At 49.2% G+C, this 12,535-nt stretch carries 15 protein-coding genes; 14 read left to right on the forward strand and 1 reads right to left on the reverse strand.

Annotation, left to right across the window (positions count from 1 at the left end; genetic code table 11):
• Nucleotides 1-34 precede the first annotated feature (34 nt).
• Nucleotides 35-910 carry a YitT family protein gene (locus tag DXB83_RS03140; protein WP_117508953.1) on the reverse strand — a complete coding sequence of 292 codons (876 nt, stop codon included), beginning with the start codon at nucleotides 908-910 and terminating at the stop codon, nucleotides 35-37.
• Between the two features lie 294 nt (nucleotides 911-1,204).
• On the opposite strand from DXB83_RS03140, the gene DXB83_RS03145 reads away from it, so the two are divergent.
• The 14 genes from DXB83_RS03145 to rsfS all read left to right on the forward strand — a co-directional run bounded on the left by DXB83_RS03145 (nucleotide 1,205) and on the right by rsfS (nucleotide 12,526).
• Nucleotides 1,205-2,251, forward strand: coding sequence for a M42 family metallopeptidase (locus DXB83_RS03145; protein ID WP_117509152.1), 1,047 nt, complete (start codon nucleotides 1,205-1,207; stop codon nucleotides 2,249-2,251).
• Between the two features lie 25 nt (nucleotides 2,252-2,276).
• On the forward strand, nucleotides 2,277-4,142 hold the full coding sequence (locus DXB83_RS03150) for a TIGR03960 family B12-binding radical SAM protein (protein ID WP_117801112.1): 1,866 nt from the start codon (nucleotides 2,277-2,279) through the stop codon (nucleotides 4,140-4,142).
• A complete protein-coding gene (locus DXB83_RS03155) occupies nucleotides 4,126-4,833 on the forward strand; it encodes a TIGR03936 family radical SAM-associated protein (protein WP_117508951.1) in 708 nt (235 codons plus the stop codon). Before DXB83_RS03150 ends, DXB83_RS03155 begins: the two co-directional genes overlap by 17 nt.
• A complete protein-coding gene (locus DXB83_RS03160; RefSeq protein ID WP_117801115.1) occupies nucleotides 4,826-6,025 on the forward strand; it encodes a ribonuclease E/G in 1,200 nt (399 codons plus the stop codon). The genes DXB83_RS03155 and DXB83_RS03160 overlap by 8 nt, the downstream gene beginning before the upstream one ends.
• Nucleotides 6,026-6,052: 27 nt before the next feature.
• Entirely contained in the window at nucleotides 6,053-7,063 is a 1,011-nt protein-coding gene (locus DXB83_RS03165) for a type II CAAX endopeptidase family protein (protein ID WP_055267901.1), read from the forward strand.
• A gap of 156 nt (nucleotides 7,064-7,219) precedes the next feature.
• Nucleotides 7,220-8,095 (forward strand): DegV family protein, encoded by an 876-nt coding sequence (locus tag DXB83_RS03170; RefSeq protein WP_117804981.1) that lies wholly within the window; start codon nucleotides 7,220-7,222, stop codon nucleotides 8,093-8,095.
• Nucleotides 8,096-8,211: 116 nt separating this feature from the next.
• Nucleotides 8,212-8,517, forward strand: coding sequence for a 50S ribosomal protein L21 (rplU, locus tag DXB83_RS03175; RefSeq protein ID WP_022462906.1), 306 nt, complete (start codon nucleotides 8,212-8,214; stop codon nucleotides 8,515-8,517).
• 5 nt (nucleotides 8,518-8,522) lie between these two features.
• Complete coding sequence (locus DXB83_RS03180) at nucleotides 8,523-8,843, forward strand: ribosomal-processing cysteine protease Prp (protein WP_055228163.1); 321 nt, start codon at nucleotides 8,523-8,525, stop codon at nucleotides 8,841-8,843.
• 4 nt (nucleotides 8,844-8,847) lie between these two features.
• The gene (gene rpmA / locus DXB83_RS03185; RefSeq protein WP_022462904.1) at nucleotides 8,848-9,138 is read left to right on the forward strand and encodes a 50S ribosomal protein L27; all 291 of its coding nucleotides are present in this window, start codon (nucleotides 8,848-8,850) and stop codon (nucleotides 9,136-9,138) included.
• A 110-nt stretch (nucleotides 9,139-9,248) separates the two neighbouring features.
• Nucleotides 9,249-10,547, forward strand: a complete 1,299-nt coding sequence (obgE, locus tag DXB83_RS03190; RefSeq protein ID WP_022462903.1) for a GTPase ObgE — start codon at nucleotides 9,249-9,251, stop codon at nucleotides 10,545-10,547.
• Between the two features lie 28 nt (nucleotides 10,548-10,575).
• On the forward strand, nucleotides 10,576-10,869 hold the full coding sequence (gene yhbY / locus DXB83_RS03195) for a ribosome assembly RNA-binding protein YhbY (protein ID WP_022462902.1): 294 nt from the start codon (nucleotides 10,576-10,578) through the stop codon (nucleotides 10,867-10,869).
• Nucleotides 10,870-10,936: 67 nt separating this feature from the next.
• A complete protein-coding gene (gene nadD / locus DXB83_RS03200) occupies nucleotides 10,937-11,557 on the forward strand; it encodes a nicotinate-nucleotide adenylyltransferase (protein WP_055267905.1) in 621 nt (206 codons plus the stop codon).
• Nucleotides 11,558-11,569: 12 nt separating this feature from the next.
• Complete coding sequence (gene yqeK / locus DXB83_RS03205) at nucleotides 11,570-12,172, forward strand: bis(5'-nucleosyl)-tetraphosphatase (symmetrical) YqeK (protein WP_055217892.1); 603 nt, start codon at nucleotides 11,570-11,572, stop codon at nucleotides 12,170-12,172.
• Nucleotides 12,173-12,526, forward strand: a complete 354-nt coding sequence (rsfS, locus tag DXB83_RS03210) for a ribosome silencing factor (RefSeq protein ID WP_055267907.1) — start codon at nucleotides 12,173-12,175, stop codon at nucleotides 12,524-12,526.
• Nucleotides 12,527-12,535 lie beyond the last annotated feature (9 nt).

The following is a 12,535-nucleotide window of genomic DNA, read 5'->3' on the forward strand; positions in this document are numbered from 1 at the left end:
GGATTTTTTGCGTAAAAAATATGGTTTGAATCGATCAGACATAACTCATGAAGCCTTTTCCGATAATTTCGCTGCTCTTTGTGATCGCAATAAACGCGGTCGGCTCGGTATCATGAATAAACCGCTGAAGATAGACGGCCTGCTTGACATCCACAACCGTGAGAATGACTGTCCGCTGCTGGTCGGAGTAAGCGCCGACGGCGTCGTAAAGGGTTGCGCTGTGATTGAGATCCTTTGTGATGAAATCGCAGATCGGCTGCGGATTGTTGGAGATAATCGTAAAAAATTTATTCAGCTTCATCCGCTCAATCGTTTTGTCAATCAGCAGTGTTTTCGCCATCAGACCGAGAACCGAACAAAGTCCGGTTAAGGTATCGAAAATCAGGAAAGCAAGGATGACAACGATGAGGTCGGTCACCAGCAGGGCAGTGGAAATATTCATTGTAGAATATTTTTTAATAATCATGGCGATGATGTCTGTGCCGCCGCCGGAGGCATTCTCAAAAAACAGCAGTGCTGCCGCCAGTGCCGGAAGAATAATGGCAAAGCAGAGCTCCAGCATGATCTCATCGGTAAGCGGATGTGCCATCGGAAACAGCTTTTCAAAAATGTTCAGAAGAACCGAGGAAAGCACGGTCACGTAGGCTGTCTTGACGCCGAAGTTCCGCCCCAGCACAGCAAAACCAACCAGCAGAAGCAGCAGGTTGATAAAAAGGTTGATCTGTGAGGCAGTGAACGGAAGAAACCGGCAGATGACAACGGCCATACCGGATACACCGCCGAAAGAAAAATTATTAGGGAATTTAAAAACATAAATTCCAATGTCCATGATCAGAACAGCTGCGGTAATGACAGCATATTCTTTTAACGTTTGTAATGCAGGCTGCGATGCCTGTTCTTTTGTGTCCATTTTTTTGCTCCTTTATTTGAATTTGAGGCGACCTTTATTTTATTATAGAAGAAACTTTTTTGAATAACAGCTAATAATGTATCCCCCTCTTCAAACATAGCATGGCATAGGGTAGTTTGTCCAGTTACATTTTCCTTATTTCCATTTTTCCGTTTTCCGATGGTTGTATCCAATTTATTTCTGTGGTATGATGAAGGGCAGGATCTTTTTTCGGAAAGAAAAAAATCTGCAGTTTCTGTTTCAAAATGTTTCGAAAAAAGAAGAAAAAACAGAAACAAAAATGGAGGAAGAAACATGAAAAATACAAAGGTTTATGTTGATTTTATAACAGAGAAACTGAAAAAACTGCTCTCCATCGACAGCCCGACCGGCTACACGAAAGATGCCATTGCATGGCTGAAAGCAGAGTACGAAGCGATGGGCTATGCGCCGGTGATCACCACAAAGGGCGGCCTTCTGGTGCAGCTTGCCAAAGGCTGTGAAGGAAACGGCGGTGTCCTTGTGGAGACACATACCGATACGCTCGGCGGCATGGTAGCGGAAGTGAAAGGAAACGGCCGTCTTCGTCTCACCGCGCTCGGCGGTATGAATCCGAACAATGCGGAGACGGAAAACTGCGTTGTCATCACAAGAGACGGAAAACGGTACGAGGGCTGCTTCCAGATGAACAACCCGTCGATCCATGTCAACGGTTCCTACGACCAGCAGGACCGCACCTACGACAATATGGAGGTCGTTCTGGATGAGATGGTCTTCTCCAAAGAGGAGACAAAAGCGCTCGGCATCGAGACCGGTGATATCGTCTGCTTTGAGACGAGAACCCGCATCACCGAGAAGGGATACATCAAGAGCCGTTTTCTCGATGATAAACTGAGCGTTGCAATCCTGCTCGGCTATGCGAAGTATTTAAAAGAAGAAAATATCACACCGTCCCGTCCGGTTTATCAGCACATCACCGTGTACGAAGAAGTCGGCCACGGCGGATCTGCTTCCGTGCCGGAGGGTGTGACGGATATCCTTTCTGTTGATATGGGCTGTGTCGGCGACGGACTGGAGTGTAAAGAGCATCAGGTATCCATCTGCGTCAAAGACAGCGGCGGCCCTTACAGCTACGATTTTACCGGTGAGCTGATTGCGGCGGCAAAAGCAAACGGAATCGACTATGCGGCGGATGTTTACCCGCACTACGGCTCTGACGTGGAGGCAACGCTCCGCGGCGGCGCAGACGCACGCCATGCCCTGATCGGCGCCGGTGTGTACGCATCCCATGGATATGAGAGAAGCCATGTGGACGGCGTGAAGAATACGCTGGAACTGCTTGCGGCGTATCTGGACAAATAAAAATAAGAACAAGTGAGAGAATTGCATGAGAAAATTAGCATTGCCAGAAGAAGTGCTGCTCCAGATTGAGCAGCCTGCGCGATACATTGGAAATGAATTCAACAGTGTCGTAAAAGACAAAGAGAAAGTAGCCCTGCGCGGCGCATTCCTGTTCCCGGATGTGTATGAGATCGGTATGTCCCACCTTGGCATCCAGATCCTGTACGATATGTTTAACAAACGTGAGGACATGTGGTGTGAGCGTGTCTATTCCCCATGGCCGGATCTGGACCGCGTGATGCGGGAACAGAGCATTCCGCTGTTCGGCCTGGAATCCCAGGAGCCGGTGAAAAACGAGGATTTCCTGTTTATCACCCTGCAGTATGAGATGTGTTATACGAACGTTCTGCAGGCGCTCGACCTTGCCGGAATCCCGCTGCATGCGGTGGAGCGTACCGACGAGGACCCGATCGTTATCGGCGGCGGCCCGTGTACGTACAATCCGGAGCCGATCGCTCCGTTCTTCGATCTGTTTTACATCGGAGAGGGCGAGGTTGTGTACGACAAGCTTTTTGACACGTATCTGGAAAATAAAAAGAACGGCGGAACCCGTCAGGATTTCCTGAAAAAGGCATGCCGGATCCCTGGTATTTACGTACCGCAGTTTTATGAAGTAACGTACCACGAGGACGGAACGATCGCGGCCTTTACGCCGTCCATTCCGGAAGCACCGGAAAAGATCAAAAAACAGCTCGTCATGGATATGACCGAGGCAACGTATCCGGAGAAACCGGTCGTGCCGTTTATCAAGGCAACACAGGACCGTGTCGTTCTGGAGATCCAGCGCGGCTGTATCCGCGGCTGCCGTTTTTGCCAGGCGGGTATGGTGTACCGTCCGACAAGAGAGCGCGATGTGGAGAAGTTAAAAGAACTTGCGACCCATATGCTGCGCAATACCGGCCACGATGAGATTTCGTTGAGTTCTTTGAGCTCGAGTGATTACAGCCATCTTCCGGAGCTTGTCAACTATCTGATCGACAGCTGCCCGGAAAAAGGTGTCAATATTTCCCTTCCGTCTCTTCGAATCGACGCATTTTCCCTCGATGTCATGAGCAAGGTACAGGATATCAAAAAGAGCAGCCTGACCTTCGCACCGGAGGCGGGAAGCCAGCGGATGCGGAATGTTATTAATAAAGGTCTGACCGAGGAAGTCATTCTCGACGGAGCCGGAAAAGCGTTTGAGGGCGGCTGGAATAAAGTAAAACTGTATTTCATGCTGGGCCTTCCGACCGAGACCGAGGATGATATCAAAGGAATTGCGCATCTGGCGGAAAAGATCGCAGAGCGTTACTATGAGATTCCGAAAGACCAGAGAAACGGAAAATGCCAGATTACGGCAAGCTCCTCGTTCTTTATCCCGAAGCCGTTCACCCCGTTCCAGTGGGCACCGATGAACACGGAGAGGGAGTTTCTTGACAAAGCGGCGATTGTAAAGGCAGAGGTCCGCGCACAGCTGAATCAGAAGAGCATCCGTTACATTTATCATGAGGCAGATATTTCCCTTCTGGAGGGATTCCTTGCACGCGGTGACCGGAAATGTGCCGAAGTTATTGAAAAAGCGTACAGAAAAGGTGCTATTTTCGATGCCTGGTCCGAGTATTTCCGGAAAGATGCCTGGGAAGAAGCGTTTGCAGAGACCGGCATTGACGTTTCGTTCTATGCCTGCCGTGAGCGCAGCACCGATGAGATCCTTCCGTGGGATTTCCTTGATATCGGCGTGACGAAAAAATTCCTGATCCGCGAATGGGAGCGGGCACAGAAAGAAACCGTTACCCCGAACTGTAAGATGCAGTGTTCCGGCTGCGGAGCAAAATCATTCGGAGGAGGTGTCTGCTATGAAAATCAGAATTAAGTTTGCCAAAACAGGTGTGATGAAATTTGTGGGTCATCTGGATGTGATGCGTTACTTCCAGAAAGCAATCCGCCGTGCAGAACTTCCGATCGCTTATTCCGAGGGCTTCAGCCCGCACATGCTGCTGTCGTTTGCTTCTCCGCTCGGTGTCGGCATCAGCAGCACCGGTGAATATTTCGATATGGTGCTCGCGGAAGATATGAAAACCGACGAGATTGTAAAACGTCTGAATGCGACGATGGTTGAGGGAATGGAAGTGCTTTCCGCCCGCCATGTGCCGGATGGAAAAGCAAGCAAGGCAATGTCTCTCGTAGCAGGAGCCGATTATCTCGTGCAGTTCCGCGAGGGAAAAATGCCGGAGATTGATCTGGAAACGAAAGTACCGGTGTTTTTTGCACTTCCGCAGATTGAGATCATGCGAAAGACAAAACGAAGCGAAAAGCTGACCGATATCCGCCCATGGATTTACGATATGAAAGCAAAGAAAAGTGGTGTCTGGATGCAGCTCTCCACCGGAAGTGTTTCGAACCTGAAACCGGAGCTCGTGATGGAAGCGTTCTGCAAATGGTGCGGGGTTGAACTGCCGCCGTTTGCATACACGATTCTGCGCGAGGAAGTTTACGCAGACATCGGAACGGAAGAAGAGCGAAAGCTGGTTCCGCTGGAAGCATTAGGAGAAGAAGTTGAGTAAACGAGTTGTCATTGCCCATCTGCCGTGGGAGGGAAAAGATTACCTGGTACACACGCTGGTGGAAGGAGAAAAACCGGTCGAACTGACGGCCCTCTGCAGGGAGAAGGAAACGCTGCTTGGCAATATCTATGTCGGCCGGGTGGAAAAACTGGCGCCCGGGATCCGCGGGGCATTTGTCTCGTTTGCGGAGCAGCAGAGCTGTTTTCTTGATCTGTCCCGTGTAAAAGAAGGGTATCTTCTGAAAAAAGCACCGGGAACGGAACTGCATGTCGGAGATGAAATTGTCGTGCAGATCCAGCGGGAAGCGCAGAAAACGAAGCTTCCGTCGGCGACAGCAGAACTTTCTCTTTCGGGAAGTGCCCTGGCGCTCTATTATGGAAAGCCGGAAATCTCATGCTCGGGACGCCTTCTGCCGGAGCAGAAAAAACGGTTAAAAGAACTGGGAAGCCGGATGTTTCCAGAGCTTTCCGGCGGAAGCCTTCCGTTTGGCGTGATCTTCCGCACCGCATCCGCTGATGCTTCGGAAGAAGAGATCCGGCAGGAATATCTCGAGCTGTCCGAAAAACTCGCGCGGATTGTCCAGTATGGAACGATGCGGAGCCTGTACTCCTGCCTGTATCGGGCGTCAGATGCCGTGCCGGAGCTCGTCAAACGGTATGCACCGTCAGTTTCAGAACTTGTGACAGATGACAGAGAAACGTATGAGATCTGCAGAGAATATCTGGAGCGCCATGATTTTCACGACTGCCGCCTGACCTGGTATGAGGATCAGCTTACCACACTGACAAAGAAAGAAAATCTCGAAAATCACGTAAAACAGGCACTCGACAAACGTGTGGATCTGCCTTCCGGCGGATTCCTCGTGATCGAACCGACCGAAGCGCTGACCGCGATCGATGTGAACAGCGGAAAGCAGCTCGGCGGACGGAAAAATACGTTTCTGTACAGCGTAAACCAGGAGGCAGCCCGCGAAATCGCCCGCCAGATCCGCCTGCGCGGGATTTCCGGTCTGATCCTGGTTGACTTTATCAACATGCCGGAAAAAGAGCAGGAGGAGCGCCTTCTCGGCTTCCTGCAGGGTCTTGTGCGGGAAGATCCCGTTCCGACCAAAGTTGTGGATATGACGGTGCTTCATCTCGTGGAACTGACGAGAAAGAAAATCCGCCGGCCGCTGGCAGAACAGATGAAATGACAGTGACCTTACAAAGGAGGAATGAATATGGAACCACAAAAGAAACCGATTCACCTCAATGAAAATGATACCCCATATCTTTACGAACCCTTTCGAAACCAGATGCCGGCAAAACGGCCGCATCCGGCGGAAAAAGAAAAGATACTGAAACCATGGCAGGGCCTGCTGGTGTTTGCCTTTCTGATGGTTCTTTTTAATCTCGCCGGAATCCCGCTGGTTCTTGCAGGCGGGATGTATGGAAATGCGCTGGACGAGATCATTGTATTCCTGATCGGATCCATTCTCGTCGTACGGGCACTTCATATTCCGTTAAAAGAAGTGTTCCCATTAAAAAAGCCGGATGGAGCCGGAATCCTCGGAACCATTCTGATGTGGTATGTGACGTACCGCGGTGTGCTTGCCCTTTTCCTTCTGATGGAATGGATTTTCCCGCAGGAATACGCAAGCCTCTCGGAATCCATGGACAGCAGTATGGCGGGCCTTTCCTATTTCGGCGAGCTGCTTGTCGTTGCGCTGACACCGGCCATCTGTGAAGAAGCACTGCACCGCGGTCTTCTGCAGTACAGCCTGCGCGGAATCAAAAAGAAATGGGTGATGCTGCTTCTGATGGGCGTTTATTTTGGCGCTTTCCACATGAGCATCGTCCGTTTTCTTCCGATGATGATGATGGGAATCGTTCTCTCGTATGTGCGGATGAAGACCGACAACATGTTTTACAGCTCGCTGTTTCATTTCGTCCATAACGCATCGACGATTGTGGCGAGCATTGCGGCAAGCTTCCTCTATATGTTCTCGCAGGGGAACGCAGCAGCAGGCAGCGGATACGCAACGGAAACGTACATCGGCATGTATCTGATCGAAGCGGCGCTGATGCCGATCGGTCTTTATATGGGAAGCCGTCTTCTGATGTACCAGCAGACAAAAAGCGAAGGATTTTTCCCGAAGGAGAGAAGAAAAAAGACCATTGCAAAAATCGTAATTCCGACCATTCTGCTGATCCTTGGCGGACTGTTTTTCCTTGGTATTGGTATGATGTAAAAAGAATCAAAAGCAGTTTGGGCAATTTTGCAGAAATGTCCAAGCCGGGTAGAAAACAGGTACGATTTATGATAGAATAACAGCAAATCAAGCGTTACACGATATTACAGAAAGGAAAAGCTGTTTCTCTAACAAGAGACAGCAGGAATAAGAACTATGGCAAGAACAGCTATTGCTACCGACAGCAACAGCGGTATTACACAGAGTCAGGCGAAAGAGCTGGGCGTTTTTGTCCTTCCGATGCCTTTCTTCATGCGCGGAAAAATCCAGTTTGAGGATATCGACCTGACACAGGAACAGTTTTACGAGATTCTGGCAGAGGATGCGGCTGTTTCCACATCTCAGCCGTCTCCGGGAGATCTGATGGATTTTTGGAACAAAATTCTCGAAGAGTACGATGACATTGTTTACATTCCGATGTCAAGCGGCCTTTCCACCTCCTGTGATACAGCGACCGTGCTGTCCGAGGACTACGAAGGAAAAGTGCAGGTTGTCAACAACCAGAGAATCTCCGTTACGCAGCAGCAGTCTGTTCTGGATGCAAAGAAAATGGCAAACCGCGGCGTGGCAGCGAAAGACATTAAAGCAATTCTGGAAGAGGATGCGCTGGATGCAAGTATCTATATTATGGTAGATACGTTAAAATACCTGAAAAAAGGCGGCCGCGTTACGCCGGCAGCAGCCATGATCGGAACCGTTTTAAATATCAAACCGGTGCTGACGATCCAGGGAGAGAAGCTTGACGCGTTTGAAAAAGCGCGCGGTGTGAAACAGGCAAAGAAAGCCATGATCAAGGCTATGAAAAAAGATATGGACAAACGCTTCGCAAAAGAGCGTGCAGCCGGCATCATGGGACTTCACATTGCCTATACCGCAAACGACAAAGAAGTAATCGATGGATGGATTGCCGAAGTAAAAGAAGCCTTCCCGGATTTTGAAGTCGATGCGCATCCGCTGTCCTTAAGCGTTGCCTGCCACATCGGACCTGGCGCACTGGCAATTGCATGCGAAAAAAAATCTGCAATTTCCTGAAAAATACTATTGACAAACAGCAGACGTGATGATATATTGTAGAAGTATGCCGCACAGAGAGGTAAAAGAGTCGAAAGACCACCGAATCTGGCGAGTAATTGATAGGGAGGTGCCATATGTACGCAATTATTGCAACAGGTGGTAAACAGTACAAGGTAGCTGAAGGCGATGTTATCCGAGTAGAGAAACTTGGCGTTGAAGCTGGAGAAACCGTAACTTTTGATCAGGTACTTGCAGTAAGCAATGACGGACTGAAAGTTGGCGAGGACGTTAAAAATGCATCCGTAACCGCATCTGTAGTTGGAAACGGTAAAGGCAAAAAAGTTATCGTTTACAAGTATAAGAGAAAAACTGGTTATCATAAGAAAAACGGTCACAGACAGCAGTACACTGAAGTGAAGATTGAAAAAATCAACGCTTAAGTCTTATGATTTGTATAACCGTAACAGAGTCTGACGGCGAGTACATCTCCGTGGAGTCAAACGGTCATGCAGGCTATGCAGAGGAAGGGCAGGATATCATCTGTGCCGCTGTCTCCGCATTGATTGTAAACACCGTAAATTCCGTGGAAACATTGACAGAGGATCTGATTATAAGTGAGGCTGGAGATGGATACGTGTATTTTTCATTCCCGAATGGGTATTCTGAAAGTACCGCACTTCTTGTAAAATCACTTTTGCTGGGCCTCGAAAGTATCCGCCGCGATTATGGAGCACAATACTTAGAGATCGCATTCAAGGAGGTGTAATACCATGTTAAATATGAACCTTCAGATTTTCGCTCATAAAAAAGGAGTTGGTTCTACCAAGAACGGTAGAGATTCCGAGTCCAAGAGATTAGGAGCAAAAAGAGCTGACGGACAGGTTGTAAAGGCTGGAAACATTCTTTACAGACAGCGTGGAACCAAGATTCATCCAGGCGTGAACGTAGGAATCGGAAAAGACGATACCTTATTCGCTATGGTTGACGGACGCGTAGCTTTCGAAAGAAAAGGACGTGACAAAAAACAGGTTTCCGTATATCCGGTAGCAACAGAAGAGTAAGACAAAGGTGCGGCTTCAAATCTTAAGAGGTTTGAAGCCGTTTTTGTTAATAATAATTAAAGGTCCAACAGACCGATTTGGATTTAGATAAAACAAGACAGGAGAATACCATGTTTGCAGACAGAGCAAAAATTCTGATCCGCTCCGGTAAGGGCGGAGACGGACATGTCAGTTTCCGCAGAGAGCTTTTTGTACCGAACGGCGGGCCGGACGGCGGCGATGGCGGCAAAGGCGGAGACGTTATTTTTGAAGTTGACGAAGGACTGAATACACTGGTTGATTACCGCCACAGAAGAAAGTTTTCTGCTACCGACGGCGAGCCGGGCGGAAAACGCAGATGCCATGGCGGAAACGGCGCAGATATTGTCCTGAAAGTACCGGAAGGAACCGTCATTATGGACGCTGCGAGCGGAAAAGTCATCGCAGATATGTCCGGTGAAAACCGCCGTCAGGTTGTATTAAAAGGCGGAAAAGGTGGAAACGGAAATATGCATTACGCAACCGCTACCATGCAGGTTCCGAAATACGCCCAGCCAGGCCAGCCGGCACAGGAGCTGGAAGTAAGAATGGAACTGAAAGTCATCGCGGACGTCGGACTCGTCGGCTTCCCGAACGTTGGAAAATCGACCCTGCTTTCCCGCGTGACAAATGCAGAACCGAAAATTGCAAATTATCACTTTACCACGCTTTCCCCGAACCTCGGTGTCGTAGACCTTGAGGGCTGCAGCGGATTTGTTATCGCAGATATCCCGGGACTGATCGAGGGTGCATCGGAAGGAGTCGGCCTCGGCCATGAATTCCTGCGCCACATCGAGAGAACCCGCGTGATGATCCATGTAGTAGACGTTGCATCGACCGAGGGAAGAGATCCGGTGGATGATATCAACAAGATCAACAAAGAGCTCGAAGCCTATAACCCGGAGATCGCAAAACGCCCGCAGATCATCGCGGCCAATAAGACCGATGCGATCTATGTAGAAGAGGGCGAAGAGGATCCGGTGGAACGTCTGAAAAAAGAGTTCGAGCCGAAAGGCATCCCGGTTTATCCGATTTCTGCCGTCAGCGGAAAAGGCTTAAAAGAGCTTTTATATGCCGTACAGAAAAAACTCGATGAGCTTCCGAAAGAGCGTATGGTCTTCGAGCAGGAATTCTTCCCGGAGGATATGCTTCTTGCCGAGAACCTGCCGTACACCGTCGAGCAGGACCCGGAGGACGAGCACCGCTTCATCATCGAGGGACCGAAGATCGAGAAAATGCTCGGCTACACCAATCTGGATTCCGAGAAAGGTTTTGCTTTCTTCCAGCGGTTCTTAAAAGATACCGGTATCTTAGACGAACTCGAGCAGGCCGGCATCCAGGAAGGCGATACCGTCAAGATGTATGGATTTGAATTTGATTATTATAAATAGAACGAATAAATAACGAAGGAGGAGACGTATGACCAGCAAGCAGAGAGCATACCTGAAAGGCCTTGCCATGACCATGGAACCGATCCTGCAGGTAGGAAAAAGCAGCATCACGCCGGAGCATACCGCTGCTGTAGCAGAGGCACTTGAGGCGAGAGAACTAATTAAAATCAATGTACTGCAGAACTGCCTCGATGATCCAAGAGAGATCGCAGAAGTTCTGGCAGAACGCACCAATTCCCAGGTCGTACAGGTGATCGGCAAAAAGATCGTGCTGTACAAAGAGGGCAAAAAAGAGAAAAAGAAAATTCAGCTTCCGAAATAATCCGCAGGAAAGAACCGCCGGGACCGGAGCATACCGCTGCAGTTCCGGCGCTTTTTGAGGAAAACGTATGGAAAAGAAAAACAGAAAAATTGGCATTATGGGAGGCACATTCGATCCCATTCATATCGGTCATCTGATCCTTGGCGAGGCGGCGTACGAGCAGTTCGGGCTTGATGAAGTCTGGTTCCTTCCGGCCGGAAATCCGCCACATAAACGGAACCGGGCGGGACGGGCAAAGAATGCACAGCGTGTCGAGATGGTGCGCCGTGCCATCGCATCCAATCCGCATTTTGTGCTCTGCACCAAAGAGATGAAAGATGAGGGCTATACCTACAGTTATCGGACGCTTGAGGCGATGCGGAAGGAACATCCGTGCACGGAGTTTTACTTTATCATTGGAGCGGATTCCCTGTTCTATTTTGATGAGTGGAAAAATCCAGAGCGGATCTGCGCCGCGGCAAAGATCCTTGTGGCGACTAGGGATCGGGCAAAAGAGAAAGAGCTTCTGGCCTGTATGGAACGAAATGCAAAAAAACTTCACGGTACCTTTCTGAAACTCGACACACCGAATCTGGATGTTTCTTCCCACGAACTGCGGGAATGGATCCGGGAAGGAAAATCCGTGAAATACTATCTGCCGGATTCTGTGATTTCCTACATTCAGGAGCAGAAAATCTATCAGGATTAGAGGAAGAGCAGGATGGAACAGTACGATTTATGGAAACTGGACAAAAAACTCCAGAAGGAAGTCGATGAAGACCGCTATCATCACACGCTCGGTGTGATGTTTACCGCAGCATCCATGGCGATGGTATGGGGCGAGGATCTCGAAAAAGCCCGTGTCGCGGGACTGCTTCACGACTGTGCAAAATGCATTCCGAATAAGAAAAAAATCACCATGTGTGAGAAAAATAAGATTGAAATCACTGAGTTTGAGCGGAACAATCCGTTTTTGATCCATGCCAAGCTCGGTGCATTTCTGGCGAAGGACAAGTATAAGGTGGAAGATCCGGAGATCTTAAGTGCCATCACCTGGCATACGACAGGAAAAGAAGATATGACATTGCTGGAGAAGATCATCTATATCGCAGATTATATCGAGCCGGCACGAAACAAGGCACCACACCTTACCCGCCTTCGGAAGCTGGCATTCACCGATATCGACGAATGCATGTATGAAATTTTAAAAGACAGTATGGCGTATCTGTCGGAAAACCCGAAGACGATGGACCCGATGACGGAGCAGGCGTATCAGTTCTATGAGGCACTGCACCGGGAACGGACGGCAAAGGAGGAAGCATAAATGAGCGAAGCAAAACAGACTGCAAAACTTGCACTGGAAGCACTGGAAGATAAAAAAGCAATGGATGTCCGCATTCTGGACATTACCCATGTTTCGACTCTGGCAGATTATTTCATGATCGCCAGCGGAAGCAACCGCAACCAGGTACAGGCGATGGCAGACAACGTAGAGGAGGTACTCGGAAAAGCCGGCGTACATCCAAAACAGATCGAAGGCTATCAGACCGCAAACTGGATTCTGATGGACTACGGCGATGTTGTCATCCACATCTTTGATGAGGAGAACCGCCTGTTCTACGATCTGGAGAGAATCTGGAGAGACGGTAGAGTCGTAGAAAAAGAAGAGATTATGTAAGTTAGGTGG

The sequence above is a fragment of the Blautia sp. OM06-15AC genome (genome assembly GCF_003481425.1).
GTDB lineage: Bacteria > Bacillota > Clostridia > Lachnospirales > Lachnospiraceae > Fusicatenibacter > Fusicatenibacter saccharivorans.